Genomic DNA, 23,789 nt, shown 5'->3' on the forward strand with positions numbered 1-23,789 from the left:
TCCATGGTGTACCCGAGAGGCCTCTCAGGCAAACCCACGCGCCCCACCTTACGCCGAATGGTGGGCGCCTATGCTCAGGCCCGTGGAAAACCACTCCTTGCCCCGCACAGCGGCCTTCTTTGACCTGGACAAGACGGTCATTGCGAAGTCAAGCACGCTCACCTTCAGCAGGTCCTTCTACCAAGGAGGACTGATCAATCGCAGGGCCGCGTTGCGTACCGCCTATGTCCAGTTCGTGTTCCTGGCGGGCGGCGCGGACCACGACCAGATGGAGCGGATGCGCGAGTACCTGTCCGCGATGTGCCGCGGCTGGAACGTCCAGCAGGTCAAGGAGATCGTCGCCGAGACGCTCCACGACCTGATCGACCCGATCATCTACGACGAGGCCGCCTCCCTGATCGAGGAGCACCACACCGCCGGACGCGATGTCGTGATCGTGTCCACGTCCGGCGCGGAGGTGGTCGAGCCGATCGGCGAACTGCTCGGCTCGGACCGGGTGGTGGCCACCCGCATGGTCGTGGGCGAGGACGGCTGCTTCACCGGCGAGGTGGAGTACTACGCGTACGGCCCGACGAAGGCCGATGCGATCAAGGAGCTCGCGGAGTCCGAGGGATACGACCTCGCACGCTGCTACGCGTACAGCGACTCCGCCACCGATCTGCCGATGCTGCGGTCGGTCGGCCATCCGCACGCCGTGAATCCGGACCGGACCCTACGACGCGAGGCGCTCGCGCAAGGCTGGCCGATTCTGGACTTCCACCGCCCGGTCCGGCTGAAGCAGCGGCTGTCCGTGCCGCCCAGGCCGGCACTTCTCGCCATGGCGGCGATAGGCGCGGCGGCGGCCACCGCGGGGTTCGTCTGGTACACGAGCCGACGACGCGCATCGGCCGTGTGAACCGCGTACCGCCACGGACACGCCCGTCCGATTCACTCCTCTTTGAACCTGAAAGTAAAGAAGTGCATCGAGGGCTTCCGCTTGGCCGACCCCAGGAGTACAAAAGGGGTTAGCGGCCCGCGAGACCAAAGGACATCCGAAAGGATCACCTTTAATACACGCAATTGGCCCCACGGACCGAGCATGGACGCAGGGCACCCACGCGACGTCGACCCGTCGATTACGGGCCAGCCGCACCAGGTGACGGGCAAGAGTTCCCGACCTGATGGGCGACATATCGAGGACGCTTGGTAACTCTGCGGGCGTGCCAGCGGCGGTACGAGCCCTCGTACCGCCGCAACCATGCGCTGGGCCCCCAGGGGCCCTTTCCCATGTCCGGCCGTGGCCGCCCGAGAGCTACGCCGCTCCGCGCTGCAAGGCCTCGCAGACCGCGGTCGACTCGCGCGCCCCCAGTTCGACTGCCTTCGCGCAGTGGGCGATCCACGCCGCCATGCCGTCCGGGGTCCCCGACACATAACCGTCGAGCGCGGCCACATAGGCCGCGCGGCCCAGTTCGGCGTGGCCGACCTCGGCCGCACAGATCGCCTTCGGGTCGAGCCCGCTGCCGACCAGCACGATGCGCTGCGCCGCACGCGCGACGAGGCCGTTGTGAGAGCCGAAGGGACGCAGGGCGAGCAGTTCGCCGTGCACGACGGCCGCGGTCACGAGAGCCGGGGCCGAACCACCGGCGACGATCAGCTCGGAGAGCCCCTCGAGGCGGCCGGAGACCTCGGCGGCGCCCGGCAACGGCAGTTCGATGAGCGGCTCGTCCACCGGTTCGCCGTCCTGGCGCGGGCGTCCCACCCGCGCGTCGGACTCCGCGGCCGCCACCAGGTGCAGCCGCGCCAGCACCCGCAGCGGTGACTGCCGCCAGATGGACAGCAGTTGCCCCGCCTCGGCGGTCAGCCTGAGAGCCGCACCGACCGTCCGGGCTCCGTCGTCGCCACTGAAGTCCGTACGCCGGCGCACCTCCTCCAGCGCCCAGTCGGCGCCGGACAGTGCCGCCGAACCGCGTGCGCCGCGCAGCGCCGCCTCGGAGGTGATCTCGTTGCTGCGGCGTCGCATGATCCGGTGCCCGTAGACCCGGTCCACGGCTTTGCGCACGGACTCCACGGACTCGGCCACACCGGGCAGCGCCCCCAGGACCGCGAGCGGATCGGCTGTCGCACCTGTCGTACTCATGAGTACGACACTACGCACCTCCACGCCCGCTCCTTCGATGGAGTGGTCTTCCTCACCTATGACTGTCACTCATAGCTACATCAAGACTACCCTTGGTGAACATGAAAATTGCTTTCGTAGGGAAGGGCGGCAGCGGCAAGACGACCCTGTCCTCCTTGTTCATCCGCCACCTCACCGCCGTCGGTGCGCCCGTGGTCGCCATCGACGCCGACATCAACCAGCACCTCGGGGCCGCGCTGGGCCTCGATGAGGACGAGGCCGCCGCGCTGCCCTCCATGGGCGAGCGGCTGGGGCTGATCAAGGACTGCCTGCGTGGCTCCAACCCGCGGATCGCATCAGCGGAGAGCATGATCAAGACCACGCCGCCCGGCGAGGGCTCGCGGCTGTTGCGGGTGCGGGAGGACAACCCGGTCTACGACGCGTGCGCCCGCCCGGTGGAACTCGACGGCGGCACCGCCCGTTTGATGGTCACCGGCCCCTTCACCGATGCCGACCTGGGAGTCTCCTGCTACCACTCCAAGACGGGAGCGGTGGAGCTGTGCCTGAACCATCTGGTGGACGGCCGCGGCGAGTATGTGGTGGTCGACATGACGGCGGGCTCGGACTCGTTCGCCTCCGGCATGTTCACTCGCTTCGACATCACGTTCCTCGTCGCCGAGCCGACCCGTAAGGGGGTCTCCGTCTACCGGCAGTACAAGGAGTACGCCCGCGACTTCGGCATCGCTCTGAAGGTCGTCGGCAACAAGGTGCAGGGTCGGGACGACCTCGACTTCCTCGGTGCCGAGGTCGGTGACGACCTGCTGGTCTCAGTCGGGCACTCGGACTGGGTGCGCGCCATGGAGAAGGGCCGCCCGTCCAGGTTCGAGGTCCTCGAGAACGCGAACCGCCGCTGCCTGCACGCTCTTCAGGTAGCCGCCGACGCCACCTACGAACTGCGCGACCCGGAGCGCTACATGCGTCAGATGGTGCACTTCCACCTGAAGAACGCGGCCAGTTGGGGCAACGAACGCACCGGGACCGATCTGGCGGCGCAGATCGACCCCGGATTCGTCCTCGGCGAGGGTCTGGCGGCCACCGTGTGACCGAGAGCCGCCCGGCGACTACCGCTTGGCCGCCGACACCTTGGGTGCACTGTTCGGAGACGGGGCGGGCGAACGCCCCAGGAAGGCCTCCCAGCCCTCGGCCGGGGCCTGCCCGACATCGAGTGTGCGCAGCTTCTCCAGGACCTGCGGGTCCTGCGCGTCCAGCCAGTTGACGAGCTGGTGGAAGGAGACGCAGCGCACCTCGGGCTGGGTGCAGACGCGTTCGATCACCTCCTGCACGGCACGCATGTAGGCGCCGCCGTTCCAGGACTCGAAGTGATTGCCGATGATCAAAGGTGCCCTGTTTCCGTCGTAAGCCCGCTGGAACCCCTGGAGCAGGCCGTCACGGAACTGGGCGCCCCACTCCTCGAACTTGTCGGGGTCGCCCTGCGTCCGGTTGCCCGACTGGCTGACCATGAAGCTGTAGTCCCTGCTCAACTGCTCGTCGCTGTGCCCGGGAAAAGGCACGAGCTGCATCGACAGGTCCCACACGCCGTCCTTCTTCGGCCAGACCTGCTTGCCTGTACCGGAGCTGTCGTACCGGAAGCCCAGGTCCCGGGCCGCCTTCACAAAGTTCTCCTGTCCCTCCAGACAAGGCGTGCGGGCGCCGATGAGCTCCTTGTCGTAGTCGAAGGGCAGCGGGGGCTCCTCCTTGAGGCCGGAGTTCGTCTTCCAGGACTTGACGAACGCCTTCGCCTGGACGACCTCGTCCTTCCACTCCTCGACCGACCACTGGCCGACCCCGCCCTCGTTGCCGCAGAAGTGGCCGTTGAAGTGGGTGCCGATCTCGTTCCCCTCCAACCAGGCCATACGCAACTGCTCGGCGGTGTCCTTGACGCCCTTCTGGTCGTTGAAGCCGATGTCCGAACGGCCCGGCGAGTGCTCCGGCGGCCGGTAGAGCTCGCGCTTCTCCTCGGGCAGCATGTACAGACCACTGAGGAAGTACGTCATCGTCACGTTGTTGGCCTTGGCGACCTTGCGGAAGTGCGAGAACAGCTTCTGACTGTCCTCGGCGGCCCCGTCCCAGGAGAGGACCACGAACTGAGGTGGCCGCTGACCGGGCTTCAGCCGCTGGGGCCTGGGCAGATGGGGCTGGGAGCCGGTGTACGCCGTGGAGCCGTCGCCGATCAGGCGGACCGCACTCCCCGGCAGAGGACCGGCGGCCGGCCTCCTCGGGCCCTCCTCGGAGCCGTTGCGGCCGCTCGAACAGCTGCAGAGCACGGTGGCGCAGACCGCGGCCAGTGCGACGCCCGCGGTGATCCTCTGGGTGGCGGCCATTTCGGCCCACCTTCTTCCTTCAGTCGGGGCCACGCCGATCAGGTGATGTGCGCCGCCGTGCGGGCGGAGCCCACAGTCACGCGCAGCCCCGCCAAGATCGCACGCGAGGCCGACAGGATTTCGTGGGACGAGCCGATGAAATGAGTTATTCACCCCAATAGGTGATTTATTGCCCTATTTGATCCGGTGTCGAATGCATTGCCTTTACTCGGCATTACGATTCATTTGCCGAATATTTGAGATCCCGCCGCTGTACGCCGTGACCCACGGCCGCGTCAGACCCCGGCCCCAGCCGGGGAGCCCCAGTTCCGCGACCGCGCCGCACCGGAGGAGACGGGAACCATGCCCGCCTGCGTACCCGCCCGCGCCGCCGAATCGACTCGGACCAAGCGCATGCACCAGCCCCACAGCCCACCGCCGAACCGCCCCCGCCGCTTCCACGTCGCGGGCGCCGATCTCTCGGCCTCCATCGCGGTCTTCCTGATCGCTCTCCCACTCTCCCTCGGCATCGCACTGGCCACCGGTGCCCCGCTCCAGTCCGGCCTCGTCGCCGCAGCCGTCGGCGGTATCGTCGCCGGCCGGCTCGGCGGCTCCCCGCTCCAGGTCAGCGGCCCGGCCGCCGGACTCACCGTGGTCACCGCCGACCTCATCCACCGCTACGGATGGCGTACCACGTGCGCCATCACCGTCCTCGCCGGCCTCACGCAACTGGGCCTCGGCTGCCTGAGCGTGGCGCGTACGGCGCTCGCCGTCAGCCCGGCCATCGTGCACGGCATGCTCGCCGGCATCGGCGTGACCATCGCCGTCGCCCAGCTGCACATCGTGCTCGGCGGCACACCGCAGAGTGCCGTCCTCGACAACTTCCGCGCGCTGCCTGCCCAGTTGGCGCATCTGCAACCGGCCGCCGTGTCGGTGAGCGCGCTGACCCTGGCCCTGCTGTTCGCCTGGCCACGGATTCCCGGACGTGCGGGAGACCTGCTGCGCAGGATCCCGGCCGCGCTCGTCGCCGTCACCGGCGCCACCGGGGCCGCCTCGCTCGCCGGGCTCACCCTGCCCAGGGTCGATCTGCCGTCCTGGCGCAGCCATGCGTTGGCCGGGCTGCCCGAGGGCCCTGTGCTCGGCATCGCCGCCGCCGTCCTCACCATCACTCTTGTCTGCAGCGTGCAGTCGCTGCTCGGCGCCGTCGCCGTGGACAAGCTGGCGGCCGGGCGGCACCAGCATCTCGGCCGCTCCGACCTGGACCGCGAGCTGCTGGGGCAGGGCGCCGCGAACATCGCCTCGGGGGCCCTCGGGGGACTGCCGCTCGCGGGCGTCGCCGTCCGGAGCTCGGCGAACGTGCAAGCCGGCGCCGTCAGCCGGAACTCCACGATGCTCCACGGTGTTTGGGTAGTGGTAGCCGCGCTGCTGATGGTCCCGGTGCTCGAGCTGATCCCCCTCGCCTCACTCGCCGCTCTGGTGATGGCCATCGGCATCCAGATGGTGTCCCTGCACCACATCCGCGCGGTCACCCGTCACCGAGAGGTGCTGGTGTACGCCGTCACCACGCTCGGCGTCGTCTTCCTGGGCGTCCTGCAGGGCGTGGCGTTCGGGATCGCCGCGGCCGTCGCCGTCGCCCTGCACCGCCTGGCCCGCACCCGTATCACGCACGAGGAGAGAAACGGGGTTCATCACGTACGCGTTCGCGGCCAGTTGACGTTCCTCGCGGTACCCCGGCTCAGCCGGGCGCTCCACCTGGTGCCCGCGGGTGCGGACGCCGTCGTGGAGCTGGACGGGTCGTTCATGGACCACGCGGCGTACGAGACCCTGCACGACTGGCAGCGGAGCCATCTCGCGCGCAGCGGCACGGTCGCCCTCGCCGGCCGCGCCGGAACGCCCATCACCATGCCCTCGCTCAGCTCGCCCGCCGTCACGGAAGGCCAGGAGCCGACGGAGGCGTCCACGTGCCGGTGCCGGCCCTGGACGCCGTGGCGCAACCACCAGTGCGAGCGTCCGCCGACCGCACAGTCCGGCGGCCGGCCGGGCACGTCGGAGGCGGGGGCCGGACCGAGCGCGCAGCAGCTCGCGCGTGGGATCAGCGCCTTCCAGCGGAACACCGCCCCGCTGGTGCGCGGCGAGCTGGCCCGGCTGGCGCGTGAGGGGCAGCAGCCGTCTCAGCTCTTCCTGACCTGCGCCGACTCGCGGCTCATCACGTCGATGATCACCTCCAGTGGTCCCGGTGATCTCTTCGTGGTCCGCAATGTCGGCAATCTGGTGCCGCTGCCGGGGGCGGAGAGCGGGGACGATTCGGTGGCCGCCGCCATCGAGTACGCGGTGGAGGTCCTGAAGGTGCGGTCCATCACCGTGTGCGGACATTCCGGGTGCGGTGCGATGCAAGCCCTGCTCACTTCGGAGCCCGGCGGCGTGCAGACCCCGCTCAAGCGGTGGCTGCGGCACGGGCTGCCGAGTCTGGAGCGGATGGCCGGACAGGACCGGCGCCGGCCCCGGATCACCGGACGGGAGCCTGCCGACGCGATCGAACAGTTGTGTCTGACCAATGTGGTGCAGCAGCTGGAGCATCTAGGGGGCCACGAGTCCGTGGCCCGTGCCCTGGGCGAGGGGGATCTCGAGCTGCACGGGATGTACTTCCACGTCGGCGAGGCACAGGCGTATCTGCTCGACGCGTCCGACGAGGGCGATGTCTTCGGGCGGGTGGGTGCGGCCGGGGAACTGCGCAGCCCGGCGTGACACCACGGGGGTGCGCGACCCGGGTCGCGCACCCATGGCCGAGGAGGCCGGGCTCCGGTCGAGCCGGCCCGTCGTAGACGCGCACCGCCTACCGGGCGATGCCGCCACGGCTCGGGAGGCTGCGGAGGCATCACCAAATGAACCGGAGCGTCGGCGTGTACGTGACCTCAGGTGACCTGGCTGATCAGCGTCAGACCTGACAGGTCTAAACCAATTTTCGGCCGACCCTTGTCATCGAGCCCTTCGGTCTGATGAGCTGTGGCCTGGGACACAACGGACACCCTGGGAAAGGGAGATGTCGTGAGCAACGAAAGCCTGGCCAACCTGCTCAAGGAAGAGCGCAGGTTCGCGCCCCCTGCCGACCTGGCCGCGGGCGCCAACGTCACGGCCGAGGCGTACGAACAGGCCAAGGCTGACAGGCTGGGCTTCTGGGCCGAGCAGGCCCGTCGGCTGACCTGGGCCGTGGAGCCCACCGAGACCCTCGACTGGTCGAATCCGCCCTTCGCCAAGTGGTTCAAGGACGGCAAGCTCAACGTCGCGTACAACTGCGTCGACCGGCATGTGGAGGCCGGTCACGGAGACCGCGTCGCCATCCACTTCGAGGGCGAACCCGGCGACAGCCGCGCCATCACCTACGCCGAGCTCAAGGACGAGGTCTCCAAGACCGCCAACGCCCTGCTCGAACTCGGTGTCCGCAAGGGCGACCGGGTCGCGGTGTACTTGCCGATGATCCCGGAGACCGCGATCGCGATGCTGGCCTGCGCCCGCATCGGAGCCGCGCACTCCGTCGTCTTCGGCGGCTTCTCGGCCGACGCCCTCGCCACCCGCATCCAGGACGCCGACGCCAAGGTCGTCATCACCTCCGACGGGGGCTACCGCCGGGGCAAGCCGTCCGCGCTCAAGCCGGCCGTCGACGACGCGATCGAGCGCGTGGACAACGTCGAGCACGTGCTCGTCGTACGGCGCACGGGCCAGGAAATCGCCTGGACCGAGGGCCGGGACGTGTGGTGGCACGAGATCGTCGAGCGGCAGTCCGCGGAGCACACGCCCGAGGCGTTCGACGCGGAGCACCCGCTGTTCATCCTCTACACGTCCGGTACGACGGGTAAGCCCAAGGGCATCCTGCACACCTCGGGCGGCTACCTCACGCAGACGTCGTACACGCACTGGGCGGTCTTCGACCTCAAGCCGGAGAGCGACGTCTACTGGTGCACCGCGGACGTCGGCTGGGTCACCGGGCACTCGTACATCGTGTACGGGCCGCTGGCCAACGGCGCGACCCAGGTCATGTACGAGGGCACGCCGGACACCCCGCACCAGGGCCGGTTCTGGGAGATCGTGCAGAAGTACGGGGTGACCATCCTGTACACGGCGCCGACGGCCATCCGCACGTTCATGAAGTGGGGCGACGACATCCCCGCCAAGTTCGATCTGAGCACCCTGCGGGTCCTCGGGTCCGTGGGCGAGCCCATCAACCCCGAGGCCTGGATCTGGTATCGCAAGAACATCGGTGCCGACCGCACGCCGATCGTGGACACCTGGTGGCAGACCGAGACCGGCGCGATGATGATCTCGCCGCTCCCGGGCGTGACCGAGACCAAGCCGGGTTCGGCGCAGCGGCCCCTGCCGGGCATCTCCGCGACCGTGGTCGACGACGAGGCGAACGAGGTGTCGAACGGGGGCGGCGGCTATCTGGTGCTCACCGAGCCGTGGCCGTCGATGCTGCGCACCATCTGGGGTGACGACCAGCGGTTCATCGACACGTACTGGTCGCGCTTCGAAGGCAAGTACTTCGCCGGGGACGGCGCGAAGAAGGACGACGACGGCGACACCTGGCTGCTCGGGCGGGTCGACGACGTGATGCTCGTGTCCGGGCACAACATCTCCACCACGGAGGTCGAGTCGGCACTGGTGTCGCATCCCGCGGTCGCCGAGGCGGCGGTCGTGGGTGCCGCGGACGAGACCACCGGGCAGGCGATCGTGGCGTTCGTGATCCTGCGGGGCACGGCGTCCGAGGACGACGGTCTCGTCGCCGAGCTGCGCAACCACGTCGGCGCGACGCTCGGCCCCATCGCCAAGCCGAAGCGGATCCTTCCGGTGGGGGAGCTGCCGAAGACGCGGTCGGGCAAGATCATGCGGCGTCTGCTGCGCGATGTCGCCGAGAACCGTCAGCTGGGTGACGTCACCACGCTGACGGACTCGACCGTGATGGACCTGATCCAGGCGAAGCTGCCGGCGGCGCCCGGCGAGGACTGAGCAGTCCCCTGGTTCACGACGGGGCGCCCGGCAGCAGCCGGGCGCCCCGTTTTTCTGCTCTTCATGCCCGAGCCCTCCCCCGCCTCGCGCTCACTGCGCTTCCGTTCGGCGTCCGCCTGACCCCGCTTCCGCAGATAAGCGCATATTTAATTCGTATGGGTCAGGTAAAATGACTGACGGGTGTGCCGGGAAGTCTGGTCGGCGAGCCGTCCGCGATCCCGGACGGTGATCAGCCGTCGTACCGACCCGGAGGTCTTCACCGTGGCCACGCCCCGCACCCGTGACCGCACGTTCCTCGGACGTCTCTCCCTTCCCGAGCGGACGATCGTCACGAATGCGCTGCGCGCCGAGACCGTCGGTGGTGTGCTGCTCCTGCTCGCCGCGGTCGTGGCCCTGATCTGGTCCAACACAGGCGTGCTGCACAGCGCCTACGAGAACATCGGCCACTTCAGCTTCGGGCCCGCCACGCTCGGACTGCATCTGTCCGTCCAGCACTGGGCTGCCGACGGCCTCCTCGCAATCTTCTTCTTCGTCGCCGGCATCGAACTCAAGCGCGAACTGGTCGCGGGCGATCTCCGGGACCCCCGCGCCGCGGTACTCCCCGTGATCGCCGCGCTCTGCGGTATGGCCGTACCCGCGGTCGTCTACGCCCTCACCAACGCTGCCGACGGCGGCTCCTTCGCCGGCTGGGCGGTCCCCACGGCCACCGACATCGCGTTCGCGCTCGCGGTCCTCGCGGTCATCGGCACCTCCCTGCCCTCGGCCCTGCGCGCCTTCCTGCTCACCCTCGCCGTCGTCGACGACCTGTTCGCGATCCTGATCATCGCCGTCTTCTTCACGAACCGTCTCGACTTCGTGGCCCTCGGCGGCGCCATGGTCGGGCTCGTCGTGTTCTGGGTGCTGCTGCGCAAGGGCGTACGCGGCTGGTACGTGTATGTCCCGCTCGCGCTGGTCATCTGGGGCCTGATGCACAACAGCGGTGTCCACGCCACCATCGCCGGCGTGGCCATGGGGCTGATGCTGCGCTGCCACCGCCACGAGGACGAGGAGCACTCCCCCGGCGAGTACATCGAACATCTCGTACGGCCCCTGTCAGCAGGGCTCGCTGTGCCGCTGTTCGCCCTGTTCAACGCGGGCGTCGTGATCTCGGGCGGGGCCCTCGAGGACGTCTTCACCAGACCGGAGACCCTCGGCGTCGTACTCGGCCTCGTCGTAGGGAAGACGGTCGGCATCTTCGGCGGTACATGGCTGGCGGTCCGCTTCACACGCGCCACGCTCAGCGAAGGGCTCGCCTGGGCGGACGTGTTCGCGGTCGCCACCCTGGCGGGGATCGGATTCACCGTCTCCCTGCTCATAGGCGAACTCGCGTTCGCGGGCGACGCCGTGCTCACCGACGAGGTCAAGACGGCGGTCCTCGTCGGGTCCCTGATCGCAGCCCTGTGCGCCACCGTGCTGCTGAAGATACGGAACGCCAAGTACCGCGCACTCTGCGCGGACGAGGAGCGCGACGAGGACCTCGACGGCATTCCGGACGTCTACGCGGACGACGATCCGGCCTACCACCTGCGGATGGCCGAGATCCTCGAACGCAGGGCCGCCGAGCACCGCAGGCTCGCCGCACTCAAGGGAGCGGTGAGCGGGTCGCCGTCCGACGCCGGGAAGCAGCCGTCCTCCGGTCGCTGAGACGCCGCGTCCGGCTGAGCGGGCGGCGCCCGCCGTCCGGACGCGGACAGCGGCACGCTTGCCGAAGTAGCGGGCGGGGCAAGCGAGGAGAACGACCGTCCGGCATGATCTGACACATCCACACAACTCCGCAGCGGCGCGGAGCAGACACGCAGAGAGCAGGGAGACCGCGATGAGCGCACCCGACGGCAGCCCGGTCGGCGCCGAACGCAGCATCGGCCAGCTGTTCGCCTCGGCGACGACCGAAATGTCCGCGCTGGTGCACGACGAGATCGCGCTGGCCAAGGCCCAGCTCCGGCAGGACATCAAGCGCGGCGCGACGAGCGGCGGCGCGTTCTCGGCCGCGGGCGCCGTACTACTGTTCTCCCTGCCCATGCTCAACTTCGCGCTGGCGTACGGGATCCGGACCTGGAGCGGCTGGAACATGGCCGTCTGCTTCCTGCTGTCCTTCGCCGCCAACGTGCTCGTCGCCGCGCTGCTCGCGCTCATCGGCACGGTCTTCGCGAAGAAGGCCAAGAAGAGCAAGGGCCCGCAGAAGGTCGCCGCCTCGATGAAGGAGACCGCGGGCGTGCTGCAGCACGCCAAGCCGCACCCCCGTCAGCCGAACTCGACCGACAAGGCTGCCGAGGCTGTGGCACGCTCGTCCTCATGACGGACCCCGCCACTCCTTCGGCGCAACCCACCTCGGTCGTACGGCTCGACGTGCCCGGCGAAAAGCAGGTGACGCACCGGGACGTCGCGGCCAACGGCGCACGCTTCCACATCGCGGAACTGGGCGACGGCCCGCTGGTCCTCCTGTTGCACGGTTTCCCGCAGTTCTGGTGGGCCTGGCGGCATCAGCTGGCCGCTCTCGCCGACGCCGGCTTCAGGGCCGTGGCGATGGATCTGCGGGGGGTGGGCGGCAGCGACCGTACGCCCCGCGGTTACGACCCGGCGAACCTGGCGCTCGACATCACCGGGGTCGTACGGTCCCTGGGCGAGCCCGACGCCGCGCTCGTCGGCCACGATCTGGGCGGGTACCTCGCCTGGACGGCGGCCGCCATGCGCCCCAAGCTCGTGCGGCGGCTCGTGGTCGCCTCGATGCCGCACCCGCGACGCTGGCGCTCGGCGATGCTCGGCGACTTCAGGCAGACGGCCGCGGGCTCCTACATATGGGGGTTCCAGCGGCCCTGGATCCCCGAGCGCCACCTCACCGCCGACAACGCCGCCTTGGTCGGACGGCTGATCCGGGACTGGTCGGGCCCGCGACTGCCCGACGACGAGGCCGTGGAGGTGTACCGGCGCGCCATGTCCATCCCGTCGACGGCACACTGCTCGATCGAGCCGTACCGCTGGATGGTGCGCTCGCTGGCCCGCCCCGACGGCATCCAGTTCAACCGGCGCATGAAGCGGCCGGTGCGGGTGCCCACGCTGCATCTGCACGGCTCCCTGGACCCCGTGATGCGCACGAGGAGCGCGGCAGGATCGGGCGAGTACGTCGAGGCGCCGTACCGCTGGCGGCTGTTCGACGGGCTGGGCCACTTCCCGCACGAGGAGGACCCGGTGGCGTTCTCCGCCGAGCTGATCAACTGGCTCCGGGATCCCGAACCCGACCGCTGACCCACGTCCGAGCCACGTCCGGCCTCCGCCGGATCGGGCCCCGGGGAGATCACATGCGACCCCGTTCGGTGACCTCGCGGATGCGCTCGGTGGCTGGACGGGAACGCCCGTTCCCCGACCGGCCACATGCCCGCCGCATAAGCCAATTGGGGGGTGCAGGGGCGGTTATCGACCTTGGGGCGGGGGCAGACGTCGGGGTATGGGCTGGACGCACGACTACAGTGACGTAGCACGCAACCGCAGCTCGGCCGCAGGGCCGGGCTCCCACGAGGGGGGCGCCCCGCAGCTGGCGGGCACCGACCCCCGCGTCAGCATCCACCACATTCTGCGCCGCCGGGCCCGCTGGGTCTCGGTACGTCTGCGTCACCAACGCGGCTGACCCGGTCTTCCGGAAAGCCGGTGCCCCCCGCTCTCCGGAGTCAGAGCGCACAGCTGTCGCTGTCCACCTGCTGATTCGCCGTACGCCCCTTGGAGATGTCCTCCCGGACCTCGTCCGCGGTGAGCGCGTACCCGGTGTCGGGGTCGTCGAGGGACTTGGCGAAGACCACTCCGTAGACCCTGCCCTCGGATGTGAGCAAGGGGCCTCCGGAGTTGCCCTGGCGGACGGTCGCGAACAGCGAGTACACATCGCGGCGGACCGTGCCGCGGTGGTAGATGTCCGGGCCGTTGGCCGTGATGCGGCCTCGGACGCGCGCGGGCTGGACGTTGTACGAGCCGTTCTCCGGGAATCCGGCGACGATCGCGTTGCTGCCGCCGGCCGCGTCCTTGGACGTGAACTGCAGCGCCGGCGCACTCAGGTCGGGCACGTCGAGTACGGCGATGTCGCGGTGCCAGTCGTAGAGGACGACCTTCGCGTCGTACCTCCTGCCCTCGCCGCCTATCTGGACGGTGGGCTCGTCGACCCCGCCGACCACGTGCGCGTTGGTCATCACGCGGCGGTTGCCGAAGACGAAGCCGGTGCCTTCGAGGACCTTGCCGCAGCGCTGCGCCGTACCCATGACCTTGACGATGGACCGCTGTGCGCGCGTGGCAACCTCACTCTTCGCGAGGGCCGGGTCGGGGGGCCGCACCTCGGTGATGGGCTCGTTCGCGAACGGACTGAAAACCTGCGGGAAGCCGTTCTGCGCGAGGACCGTGGAGAAGTCGGCGAACCAGGTGTCCGCCTGCTCGGGCAGGGCACGGGAGACCCCGAGGAGCACCTTGGAGCTGCGGACCTCCTTGCCGAGCGTCGGCAGCGTCGTACCGGCGAGGGCCGAGCCGATCAGCCAGGCGACCAGGAGCATCGCCACCACGTTGACGAGGGCGCCGCCCGTGGCGTCCAGGGCGCGTGCCGGGGACCAGGTGATGTACCGGCGCAGCTTGTTGCCGAGGTGCGTGGTCAGAGCCTGGCCGACGGAAGCGCAGACGATCACGACGACGACAGCGACGACGGCGGCGGTCGTGCTCACCTTGTGGTCACTCGTCGCCCTGTCCCAGAGGAAGGGCAGCAGATAGACCGCAAGCAGCCCGCCCCCCAGAAAGCCGATCACCGACAGGATGCCGACGACGAAACCCTGGCGGTAGCCGACGATCGCGAACCACACGGCGGCGACCAGCAACAGGATGTCCAGCACGTTCACTGATTCGAGCCTCGCCTCGTCACATTCGGGCCGTCTTCGTCCGGCCGGGGACCCGGCCCGTCACACAACGGCAAGAGGGCACGGCGTCCCCCGGAAAAAGACAGCACGGGGGTCACCTTGTCATGCGCGCCAGTCCAGCGGGACCTGCTTGTCACGGTCCCAGGGGCGCTCCCAGCCCGCGTAGTGCAGCAGGCGGTCGATGACGCCCGCCGTGAAACCCCAGACAAGGGCGGATTCGACCAGGAATGCCGGACCCCGATGGCCACTGGGATGAACGGTGGTGGCTCTGTTGGCCGGATCCGTGAGATCCGCCACGGGCACGGTGAAGACCCGCGCAGTCTCATTGGGATCGACGACACCCACCGGGCTCCTCTCGCGCCACCAGCCTAGGACGGGGGTCACGACGAAACCGCTGACCGGGATGTACAGCTTGGGCAGCACGCCGAAGAGCTGGACACCGCTCGGATCGAGCCCGGTCTCCTCCTCGGCCTCGCGGAGAGCGGCCCGCAGCGGGCCGTCGGCCTTCGGGTCGCCGTCCTCGGGGTCGAGGGCGCCACCGGGGAACGAGGGCTGGCCCGCGTGCGAGCGCAGCGAACCGGCGCGCTCCATCAGCAGCATCTCGGGGCCGTGATCGCCCTCGCCGAACAGGATCAGCACGGCCGACTGGCGCCCCGCGCCGTCCTCCGGCGGCAGAAATCGGCTGAGCTGGAGCGGCTCGACGGTCTGCACCGCCCGCACGACCGGGTCCAGCCAGTCGGGCAGTCCCTCCGTGTTCAGACGCAGCCGTTCGCCGTCCGTGTCGCTCATGCGATCCGTATTACTCGCGTGTGTCATCGCCACCCCCGTTCTGCCGATCCCAACGCCCGCGGAAGCGTGAATCGTTCCGCACGTCCCCCGTGTGGGTGTCCTGGGAACCGGCCCGCCGTGCGCCGTCCCTCGCCTGACCGGCGCGCGCTCCCGCCCCGGCGCCTCACCCGGCCCCCAGCGGCGGCGCAGGCTTGCCGCCCGCGTCCAGATAGGCCTGCGGAGGCTTGAGCCGCTGGCCCGGGAAGCCGCCCTTCTCGTACTTCAGGAGCTTCTTCGCCTTCTCGGGATCGGTCTCGCCCTCCCCGTACGCCGGGCACAGCGGGGCGATCGGGCAGGCGCCGCAGGCCGGCTTGCGGGCATGGCAGATCCGGCGGCCGTGGAAGATCACATGGTGCGACAGCATCGTCCACTCGCTCTTCGGGAAGAGCGCACCGACCGCCGCCTCGATCTTGTCGGGGTCGGTCTGGTCGGTCCACTGCCACCGGCGTACGAGCCGCTGGAAATGCGTGTCGACGGTGATGCCGGGGTGGCCGAAGGCGTTCCCCAGCACCACGAAAGCGGTCTTGCGGCCCACGCCGGGCAGCTTGACGAGGTCCTCCACGGTGTCGGGCACCTCGCCGCCGAACTGCTCCACCAGCGCCTTGGAGAGACCGATCACGGACTTGGTCTTGGCCCGGAAGAAGCCGGTCGGGCGCAGGATCTCCTCGACCTCCTCCGGATTGGCCGCCGCGAGATCCTCGGGGGTCGGGTACCTGGCGAAGAGTCCCGGGGTGGTCTGGTTCACCCGCAGGTCGGTGGTCTGCGCGGACAGGACCGTCGCCACGATCAGCTGGAAGGGGTTCTCGAAGTCCAGCTCCGGGTGGGCGTACGGGTACACCTCGGCGAGTTCGCGGTTGATACGGCGGGCGCGGCGGACGAGAGCTGCGCGTGACTCGTTGCCGGGTGGCTTCGCGGCGATCGTCCTGGCCGGAGCGGCTGCCTTCACGGCGACCGTGCCCTTCTCGTAGACGGCCTCCGGCGTGGCGGCCTTCTTCGCCGTGGTGGCCTTCTTGACCGCGGCCTTCGCCGCCGGGGTCTTCTTGGCGGCCGTCTTCTTCGCCGGCGCCGTCTTCTTCGCCGCCGGGCTCTTCTTGGCAGCCGTCTTGCCGGGAGCCGTCTTCTTCACCGACGCCGTTTTCGCGGGAGTGGCGGTCTTGGCCGATGCGGCCGTCCCGGAAGCGGCGGAGGCCGTCTCCGAGGTGGCCTTCTTGGCGGTCGCCTTCCTGGCAGGCCGCTTCGACGGCGCCCGCTCAGGCGTCGCCTTCGCCGTCTTTGCCGTTTTCCTGCCGCCGCCGGAGCCCTGTTCGCCCACAGCGGAATCGCGACGTACAACCACCCGCCCAGCCCCCTTGGCCTGTGCTCTCACCGGCGATTTGGACACCCGGCCAGCCTAAAGCCCGGCACCGACATCCGCCCCGAAGCCAGAAGATCGGCCCCCGATTGGACCCCTGCCGCATACCCCGGCACATCCGTGCGGCATCCTTGTGACAGATCACACTGTTTGGACCGTCCGGCAAAATGGGGAACACGGTCCCCTGGTATACGGGGGAGCAAGATCCCCTGAGCAGGTCGACAAGGAGAGAACTCGTGGACGACGTTCTGCGGCGCGCCCCGCTCTTCGCGGCGCTCGATGACGAGCAGGCCGCGGAGCTCCGCGCCTCCATGAGTGAGGTGACCCTCGCCCGCGGCGACTCGCTGTTCCACGAGGGCGACCCCGGTGACCGCCTGTACGTGGTCATGGAGGGCAAGGTCAAGCTTCACCGCACCTCACCCGACGGCCGCGAGAACATGCTCGCGGTCCTCGGCCCCGGTGAGCTGATCGGCGAGCTGTCGCTGTTCGACCCCGGTCCGCGTACGGCGACGGCCACCGCGCTGACCGAGGTCAAGCTGCTGGGCCTGGGCCACGGCGACCTCCAGCCGTGGCTGAACGCGCGGCCCGAGGTGGCCGCGGCCCTGCTGCGCGCCGTCGCACGACGGCTGCGCAAGACCAACGACCAGATGTCCGACCTGGTCTTCTCGGACGTGCCCGGCCGTGTGGCCCGCGCGCTGCTGGACCTCTCGCGACGGTTCGGCGTGCAGTCCGAGGAGGGCATCCACGTCGTGCACGACCTCACCCAGGAGGAGCTGGCTCAGCTGGTCGGCGCGTCCCGGGAGACGGTCAACAAGGCGCTGGCGGACTTCGCCGGGCGTGGCTGGCTCCGTCTGGAGGCCCGCGCGGTGATCCTGCTGGACGTGGAGCGGCTGGCCAAGCGCTCCCGCTGACGCCTGGTCCCGGCCGGTACGACCCTGGGCCCCGTCCTCCGAGGAGGCGGGGCCCGTTGTCGTCGCTGTCAGGGCCTTCGCCCGCGCATCCTCGCTCCGGCCTGAACGGCCTCGCCGCCGAGCGGCGTCTTGCGGCCCGTCGTCGACCAGGTTCGTGGGCGGCTTCCGGGCGCCTCAGATCAGCCCGTGTTCCCGCAGGTAGTCCAGTTGCGCCCGTACGGACAGCTCGGCCGCCGGCCACAGGGAACGGTCCACGTCCGCGTAGACGTGTGCCACGACCGCCTCGGGTGTGCGGTGACCGTTCTCGACCGCGGTCTCGACCTGGGCGAGTCGGTGGGCGCGGTGGGCGAGGTAGAACTCCACGGCGCCCTGGGCGTCCTCCAGGACGGGCCCGTGGCCCGGCAGCACGGTGTGGACGCCGTCGTCGACGGTCAGCGACCTCAGGCGGCGCAGGGAGTCCAGATAGTCCCCGAGGCGGCCGTCGGGGTGCGCCACGACGGCCGTACCGCGGCCGAGGATGGTGTCACCCGTCAGGACGGCGCGATCGGCCGGGAGGTGGAAGCTCAGCGAGTCCGCGGTATGGCCCGGCGTCGACACGACGCGCAGTTCCAGGCCGCCGACCGTGACGACATCGCCGTGGCCGAGTCCCTCGTCGCCGAGCCGGAGCGCCGGGTCCAGGGCGCGCACATGGGTGCGGGTCAGTTCGGCGAACCGTACGGCGCCCTCCGCGTGGTCCGGGTGGCCGTGCGTGAGCAGCGTGAGCGCGACCTGTTTGCCGGCCTTCTCCACCGTGTCGATCACATTGCTCAGGTGTCCGTCGTCGAGCGGCCCGGGATCGATCACCACCGCGAGCCCGGAGTCGGGCTCGGAGACGATCCAGGTGTTGGTGCCGTCGAGGGTCATCGCCGACGCGTTGGGGGCGAGGACGTTGACGGCACGCTCGGTGGCGGGACCCGAGAGGACCCCGCCGCGCGGCTGTCCGGGGAGAGCTGCGGCGTCCGTCATGCGGAGGCACCTTCCGTGGCGTGGTTCATGCGGGCGCTCCACCCGTCGGGATGTGCTTGGTGAACTCGTCGTGGCCCGGCCAGCTCAGCACCACCTCGCCGTCCTCCAGGCGGGCCCGGGCCAGAACCGGGGTCAGATCGCGGTCCGGCGCGGCCCGCAGAGCGTCGGCCGCGGTGGCGTAGGGCACCAGCTGGCGCAGGGTCGCGACGGTCGGCGGCATCATGAGCAGTTCGCCCTTGTCGTACGCGGCCGCCGCCTCCGACGGACGGATCCACACCGTGCGGTCGGCCTCCGTGGAGGCGTTCCGGGTGCGCTGCCCCTCGGGGAGCGCGGCCACGAAGAACCAGGTGTCGTAGCGGCGGGGCTCGAACTCGGGGGTGATCCAGCGCGTCCACGCGCCCAGCAGGTCCGAGCGCAGGACGAGCCCCCGGCGGTCGAGGAACTCGGCGAAGGAGAGGTCGCGGGCGACCAGCGAGGCGCGGTCCGCCTCCCAGTCCGTGCCCGTGGTGTCCCCCACGACGGTCTCCGGGGTGGGCCCGGCCAGCAGGACACCGGCCTCCTCGTACGTCTCCCGTACGGCGGCGCAGACGATGGCCTGGGCGGACGTCTCGTCGACACCGAGGCGGTCCGCCCACCACGCGCGCGTGGGACCCGCCCAGCGGATCGTGCGGTCGTGGTCGCGCGGGTCGACACCGCCGCCCGGGTAGGCGTACGCGCCTCCGGCGAAGGCCATGGAGGCGCGTCTGCGCAACATGTGGACGGCGGGGAACCCGTCGGTGTCCCGGAGGAGCATCACGGTGGCCGCGCGCTTCGGGACGACCGGAGTGAGCGTGCCCTCCGCGAGTGCGCGGATCCGCTCTGGCCACTCCGGTGGAAACCACTGACCATTCCCCATGGGCGGAGGCTATCCCGTAGTGAGCTGATGTTCGAGAGGCAATGATCGTCTCCTCCAGGGGACCAGCGCCTCTCCAGCACCCGTATCCGGGCGGGACGGCCGTCACCCTGGGGGGTCGATCACGCCTCGGTCAGCTCCACCTGGATCTCCACCTCGACCGGCGCGTCCAGCGGAAGCACCGCCACGCCGACCGCGCTGCGGGCGTGCACGCCCTTGTCGCCGAGCACCTCGGCGAGCAGCTCGCTGGCACCGTTGACCACGCCCGGCTGGCCCGTGAAGTCCGACGCCGACGCCACGAAGCCGACGACCTTCACGACGCGCGCGATACGGTCGAGGTCGCCCGTCACGGACTTGACCGCGGCCAGAGCGTTCAACGCGCAGGTGCGGGCCAGGTCCTTGGCCTCCTCGGCGGTGACCTCGGCGCCCACCTTGCCGGTCACCGGAAGCTTGCCCTCGACCATCGGGAGCTGGCCGGCGGTGTACACATACGCCCCGGACCGCACGGCCGGCTGGTAGGCGGCGAGCGGCGGCACGACCTCTGGCAGCGTCAGCCCCAGTTCGGCAAGGCGTGACTCGACCGCGCTCATGCCTGCTTCTCCCGCTTCAGGTAGGCCACCAGCTGCTCGGGGTTCGGCCCGGGCACGACCTGGACGAGCTCCCAGCCGTCCTCGCCCCAGGTGTCCAGAATCTGCTTCGTGGCGTGGACGAGCAGCGGCACGGTTGCGTATTCCCACTTGGTCATGGGCCGACTGTAGCCGTTGCGGGGACCGGGTCATGTGGCCGACCACGGTCCTGGTGGGACCAGCGGCATCCGTTCGACCACGACCCCGATGTGACCGGCGGTATCCGGCCGTCCGGCGCGTCGGTTCGAGGGGACATGGGGCCGACGGCGGAGGGAGTTGTCCACAGCCTCCCGCGTAGGGCGCACACAGACTGGTTAGGCTCGAAGACGTGAGCAGGCTCCAGGTCGTAAGCGGCAAGGGCGGCACCGGTAAGACCACGGTGGCCGCCGCACTGGCGCTCGCCCTCGCGACCGAGGGCAAGCGCACTCTCCTCGTCGAGGTGGAGGGCAGACAAGGCATCGCACAACTCTTCGAGACGGAGGCGCTGCCGTACGAGGAGCGCAAGATCGCCGTCGCCCCGGGCGGCGGCGAGGTGTACGCGCTGGCCATCGACCCCGAACTCGCCCTGCTGGACTACCTCCAGATGTTCTACAAACTGGGGGGCGCCGGGCGGGCGCTGAGGAAGCTCGGTGCCATCGACTTCGCCACCACCATCGCGCCCGGCCTGAGGGATGTGCTCCTGACCGGCAAGGCGTGCGAGGCCGTCCGCAGGAAGGACCGCGAGGGCCGGTTCGTGTACGACTACGTGGTGATGGACGCGCCGCCCACCGGACGCATCGCCCGCTTCCTGAACGTGAACGACGAGGTGGCCGGCCTCGCCAAGATCGGCCCGATACACAATCAGGCCCAGGCCGTGATGCGGGTGCTCAAGTCCCGGGAGACGGCCGTGCATCTGGTGGCGCTCCTGGAGGAGATGCCCGTCCAGGAGACGGCGGACGGGATCACCGAACTGCGTGCCGCGAAGCTGCAGGTGGGCCGGATCATCGTGAACATGGTGCGGCCCATGGTGCTGGACGAGTCGGACCTCGACCTCGCGCGGGCCGTGCCGCGAACGGCCGTCGCCAAGTCCCTGTCGGCCGCCGGCCTCGGCGGGGCGCGCCGTGGCGGGCTCGCGGAGCGACTGGTGGACCCGCTGCTCGAGCAGGCCGACGAGTACGCGGAGCGGTTCGCCCTGGAGCGCGAGCAGCGGAGCACGCTCACGGAACTGGGCCTGCCCCTGCACGAACTGCCGCTGCTCGCCGAAGGAATGGACCTGGCGGGCCTGTACGAACTTGCCACGGAACTGCGTCAGCAAGGGATCTCATGACATCGGACCCCGCCCCCGCGAGCGACGACACGGCCTCCGCCCAGGACGGGGCCAATCCCCTCGACACGAACTCCACGCGCGCGTTGAACCCGGGCCCCGTCCTGGAGGTCGACCCGCTCCTCGACGACCCGAACACCCGCATCGTCGTGTGCTGCGGCTCCGGCGGCGTCGGCAAGACGACGACGGCGGCCGCCCTGGGGCTGCGCGCCGCCGAGCGCGGCCGCAAGGTGGTCGTGCTGACCATCGACCCGGCTCGCCGGCTCGCCCAGTCCATGGGCATCGACGCGCTCGACAACACCCCCCGGCGGGTGAAGGGCATCGACGAGAGCGCGGGCGGCGAACTGCACGCCATGATGCTCGACATGAAGCGCACCTTCGACGAGATCGTCGAGGCGCACGCGGATCGCGAGCGGGCCGCCGCCATTCTGGGCAACCCCTTCTACCAGTCGCTCTCGGCGGGCTTCGCGGGCACGCAGGAGTACATGGCGATGGAGAAGCTGGGGCAGCTGCGGGCGCGGGACGAATGGGACCTGATCGTCGTCGACACCCCGCCCTCTCGGTCCGCACTGGACTTCCTGGATGCCCCCAAGCGCCTCGGGTCCTTCCTCGACGGCAAGCTGATCCGGGTCCTGATGGCCCCGGCGAAGGTGGGCGGCCGTGCGGGGATGAAGTTCCTGAACGTCGGGATGTCGATGATGACGGGCGCCCTGGGCAAGCTGCTCGGGGGCCAGCTCCTGAAGGACGTCCAGACGTTCGTGGCCGCCATGGACACCATGTTCGGAGGGTTCCGCACGCGCGCGGACGCCACCTACAAGCTGCTCCAGGCGCCCGGTACGGCGTTCCTGGTGGTGGCGGCGCCCGAGCGGGACGCACTGCGGGAGGCGGCGTACTTCGTGCAGCGCCTGGCCGCCGAGGACATGCCGCTGGCCGGCCTGGTGCTGAACCGTGTCCACGGCAGCGGCGCCGCCCAGCTCTCCGCCGAGCGAGCGCTCGGCGCCGCCGAAAATCTTGAAGAGTCCCGCATTGTGGATCAGCGGGGCGGGAAAGCTGGAATTCGTAACTCTCCCGACACGCACGGCAGTTCAGAAGCTTCTCCATCCGGAGCACCGGACCGTGACGCAGGCTCCCCCGCCGCCGCGGACCAGGACCGGAGCGTCGAGCAACTCACCGCAGGCCTGTTGAGGCTGCATGCGGAGCGTATGCACCTGCTCTCCCGCGAGCAGCGCACCCGTGACCGTTTCACCGCACGTCACCCGGAGGTGCCTGTGGCGGAAGTGGCCGCGCTGCCCGGCGACGTCCACGACCTGCCGGGACTGCGGAACATCGGGGACCGGCTCGCGGCCAACCAACTCGGTGGCACCGAGGAGGACGAGGCGTACGCGTAGGGAGCCTTGGGCGCCCGCCCTGGGCGCCCCGGGCCCTGTGGCGCCGTGTCCTTCTGCACGCCGGGCCCACGCGAGGGTGCCGACGGCACCCGGCCACGGCTGCGACCAGGCCGGCGACATCCGCCCGAGTCCTGTCCGCCCCACACCAAGGCGGCCGTAGGAACGAGACCTGTGCGCGGATGCCCTCTGCCGACCCACAACTCAACAGCGAGCCGGCCACGAACCCCCGTGGCCAGAGAGCCGCAAGAGGCTGCGGGGAGCGCCCCGCAGGCCCAACGTGCGACCCAATGACCGAAATGCCCGTTGTAAAGGCATATTTGTGACGACCGCAACACAGGCCAAGCCGTTCACGGCGACAACCGCCCCACCAGGCAGGCCCCCAAGACGTCACCGCCTCGGCGAATCAGCTCCCGTGGATCCCGCGAACACCACGGGTTCCGCGAATGCCACCAAGGGCAGGCCGGGGCGCCCGAGGGCGCCCCGCATCCGGCCATGGGCGCGCGTACCGAACATCCAGCAATGGCCAGGCGCGCCGGCCGCGGACAGCCATACGCCGGGGTGACCAACGGCCCCCTCCGGCGGCGAACTCCGCACCCGGAAGCGACTCCGCCCGTCAGCCCACAGCGGCGTAGTTCTCGTAGACCTCTTCCTCGTCAAGTGGCAGCAGACCCGCTCCGCGCTCGTACTCGGTGCGCGCGGTCTCCAGTAGGTGGCGCCACGAGGTGACGGTCGGCCGCCTGCGCAGCAGTGCGCGGCGCTCCCGCTCCGTCATGCCTCCCCACACGCCGAACTCGACGCGGTTGTCCAAAGCATCGGCCAGACATTCCGTGCGTACCGGACATCCGGTGCACACTGCCTTGGCCCTGTTCTGCGCTGCTCCTTGCACAAACAGTTCATCTGGATCGGTAGTGCGGCAGGCCGCCTGCGCACTCCAGTCGGTTACCCAGCCCATACCGGCGCCGTCCTCTCCCGAATCGAGGCTCCCCCACGGCGGCAGCGGCATATTCACCGCCGCCAGTTGAGGACGTTACGGAAGGTGGGCACAGCGCAACACCCCCTTCGGGCCCAATCTTGAATGGCCCGAACGGACTATGGGTAAACGGCAGATCA

The 23,789-nt window shown here is 69.9% G+C and carries 21 protein-coding genes; 11 read left to right on the top strand and 10 right to left on the bottom strand.

Annotation, left to right across the window (positions count from 1 at the left end):
- The first annotated feature begins 70 nt into the window (after positions 1–70).
- A complete protein-coding gene (locus tag ABZ904_RS13825; protein ID WP_361823181.1) occupies positions 71–895 on the top strand; it encodes an HAD-IB family hydrolase in 825 nt (274 codons plus the stop codon).
- A gap of 396 nt (positions 896–1,291) precedes the next feature.
- Here ABZ904_RS13825 and ABZ904_RS13830 read toward each other — a convergent pair whose 3' ends face one another.
- A complete protein-coding gene (locus tag ABZ904_RS13830) occupies positions 1,292–2,116 on the bottom strand; it encodes an oxidoreductase (protein ID WP_361823184.1) in 825 nt (274 codons plus the stop codon).
- A 101-nt stretch (positions 2,117–2,217) separates the two neighbouring features.
- On the opposite strand from ABZ904_RS13830, the gene ABZ904_RS13835 reads away from it, so the two are divergent.
- Positions 2,218–3,198 carry an ATP-binding protein gene (locus ABZ904_RS13835; RefSeq protein WP_361823187.1) on the top strand — a complete coding sequence of 327 codons (981 nt, stop codon included), beginning with the start codon at positions 2,218–2,220 and terminating at the stop codon, positions 3,196–3,198.
- A gap of 18 nt (positions 3,199–3,216) precedes the next feature.
- Here the strand turns inward: ABZ904_RS13835 and ABZ904_RS13840 are convergent, their stop codons facing one another.
- Entirely contained in the window at positions 3,217–4,476 is a 1,260-nt protein-coding gene (locus ABZ904_RS13840; RefSeq protein ID WP_361823190.1) for a hypothetical protein, read from the bottom strand.
- Positions 4,477–4,818: 342 nt separating this feature from the next.
- Between ABZ904_RS13840 and ABZ904_RS13845 the strand changes: the two genes are divergently transcribed.
- The 6 genes from ABZ904_RS13845 (at position 4,819) to ABZ904_RS13870 (ending at position 13,117) form a co-directional block, all read left to right on the top strand.
- Complete coding sequence (locus tag ABZ904_RS13845) at positions 4,819–7,200, top strand: bifunctional SulP family inorganic anion transporter/carbonic anhydrase (RefSeq protein ID WP_361823193.1); 2,382 nt, start codon at positions 4,819–4,821, stop codon at positions 7,198–7,200.
- Between the two features lie 300 nt (positions 7,201–7,500).
- On the top strand, positions 7,501–9,456 hold the full coding sequence (acs, locus tag ABZ904_RS13850) for an acetate--CoA ligase (protein WP_361823196.1): 1,956 nt from the start codon (positions 7,501–7,503) through the stop codon (positions 9,454–9,456).
- 261 nt (positions 9,457–9,717) lie between these two features.
- Positions 9,718–11,139, top strand: a complete 1,422-nt coding sequence (nhaA, locus tag ABZ904_RS13855; protein WP_360996231.1) for a Na+/H+ antiporter NhaA — start codon at positions 9,718–9,720, stop codon at positions 11,137–11,139.
- Between the two features lie 172 nt (positions 11,140–11,311).
- Positions 11,312–11,791 carry a phage holin family protein gene (locus ABZ904_RS13860; RefSeq protein WP_359402007.1) on the top strand — a complete coding sequence of 160 codons (480 nt, stop codon included), beginning with the start codon at positions 11,312–11,314 and terminating at the stop codon, positions 11,789–11,791.
- Positions 11,788–12,738 (top strand): alpha/beta hydrolase, encoded by a 951-nt coding sequence (locus tag ABZ904_RS13865; protein WP_361823198.1) that lies wholly within the window; start codon positions 11,788–11,790, stop codon positions 12,736–12,738. The genes ABZ904_RS13860 and ABZ904_RS13865 overlap by 4 nt, the downstream gene beginning before the upstream one ends.
- Positions 12,739–12,937: 199 nt before the next feature.
- The gene (locus ABZ904_RS13870; RefSeq protein ID WP_359402001.1) at positions 12,938–13,117 is read left to right on the top strand and encodes a hypothetical protein; all 180 of its coding nucleotides are present in this window, start codon (positions 12,938–12,940) and stop codon (positions 13,115–13,117) included.
- A 40-nt stretch (positions 13,118–13,157) separates the two neighbouring features.
- Here the strand turns inward: ABZ904_RS13870 and ABZ904_RS13875 are convergent, their stop codons facing one another.
- The 3 genes from ABZ904_RS13875 to nth form a co-directional block, all read right to left on the bottom strand.
- Positions 13,158–14,357, bottom strand: a complete 1,200-nt coding sequence (locus ABZ904_RS13875; protein ID WP_359401998.1) for a MarP family serine protease — start codon at positions 14,355–14,357, stop codon at positions 13,158–13,160.
- Positions 14,358–14,477: 120 nt separating this feature from the next.
- Positions 14,478–15,164 carry a CoA pyrophosphatase gene (locus ABZ904_RS13880; protein WP_359401995.1) on the bottom strand — a complete coding sequence of 229 codons (687 nt, stop codon included), beginning with the start codon at positions 15,162–15,164 and terminating at the stop codon, positions 14,478–14,480.
- Positions 15,165–15,327: 163 nt separating this feature from the next.
- Entirely contained in the window at positions 15,328–16,539 is a 1,212-nt protein-coding gene (nth, locus tag ABZ904_RS13885) for an endonuclease III (RefSeq protein WP_360996092.1), read from the bottom strand.
- Between the two features lie 251 nt (positions 16,540–16,790).
- Between nth and ABZ904_RS13890 the strand changes: the two genes are divergently transcribed.
- A complete protein-coding gene (locus ABZ904_RS13890; RefSeq protein WP_030573597.1) occupies positions 16,791–17,465 on the top strand; it encodes a Crp/Fnr family transcriptional regulator in 675 nt (224 codons plus the stop codon).
- A 174-nt stretch (positions 17,466–17,639) separates the two neighbouring features.
- Here ABZ904_RS13890 and ABZ904_RS13895 read toward each other — a convergent pair whose 3' ends face one another.
- The 4 genes from ABZ904_RS13895 to ABZ904_RS13910 form a co-directional block, all read right to left on the bottom strand.
- Positions 17,640–18,470: an MBL fold metallo-hydrolase gene (locus tag ABZ904_RS13895; RefSeq protein ID WP_360996095.1), complete on the bottom strand. Its 831-nt coding sequence runs from the start codon at positions 18,468–18,470 to the stop codon at positions 17,640–17,642.
- 25 nt (positions 18,471–18,495) lie between these two features.
- The gene (locus tag ABZ904_RS13900; protein WP_360996098.1) at positions 18,496–19,365 is read right to left on the bottom strand and encodes an NUDIX hydrolase; all 870 of its coding nucleotides are present in this window, start codon (positions 19,363–19,365) and stop codon (positions 18,496–18,498) included.
- A gap of 119 nt (positions 19,366–19,484) precedes the next feature.
- On the bottom strand, positions 19,485–19,952 hold the full coding sequence (locus tag ABZ904_RS13905) for a RidA family protein (RefSeq protein ID WP_360996101.1): 468 nt from the start codon (positions 19,950–19,952) through the stop codon (positions 19,485–19,487).
- Positions 19,949–20,107, bottom strand: coding sequence for a DUF4177 domain-containing protein (locus ABZ904_RS13910; protein ID WP_009189813.1), 159 nt, complete (start codon positions 20,105–20,107; stop codon positions 19,949–19,951). The genes ABZ904_RS13905 and ABZ904_RS13910 overlap by 4 nt, the downstream gene beginning before the upstream one ends.
- A gap of 209 nt (positions 20,108–20,316) precedes the next feature.
- Here ABZ904_RS13910 and ABZ904_RS13915 point away from each other — a divergent pair, with 209 nt between their 5' ends.
- On the top strand, positions 20,317–21,294 hold the full coding sequence (locus ABZ904_RS13915) for an ArsA-related P-loop ATPase (protein WP_360996104.1): 978 nt from the start codon (positions 20,317–20,319) through the stop codon (positions 21,292–21,294).
- Positions 21,291–22,679 carry an ArsA family ATPase gene (locus ABZ904_RS13920; RefSeq protein WP_360996107.1) on the top strand — a complete coding sequence of 463 codons (1,389 nt, stop codon included), beginning with the start codon at positions 21,291–21,293 and terminating at the stop codon, positions 22,677–22,679. The genes ABZ904_RS13915 and ABZ904_RS13920 overlap by 4 nt, the downstream gene beginning before the upstream one ends.
- 613 nt (positions 22,680–23,292) lie before the next feature.
- Here ABZ904_RS13920 and wblA read toward each other — a convergent pair.
- On the bottom strand, positions 23,293–23,631 hold the full coding sequence (gene wblA / locus ABZ904_RS13925) for a transcriptional regulator WblA (protein WP_037649120.1): 339 nt from the start codon (positions 23,629–23,631) through the stop codon (positions 23,293–23,295).
- Between the last annotated feature and the right edge of the window lie 158 nt (positions 23,632–23,789).

It is taken from the genome of Streptomyces sp. NPDC046900, from assembly GCF_040644975.1.
In the GTDB taxonomy this organism is placed as follows: Bacteria; Actinomycetota; Actinomycetes; order Streptomycetales; family Streptomycetaceae; genus Streptomyces.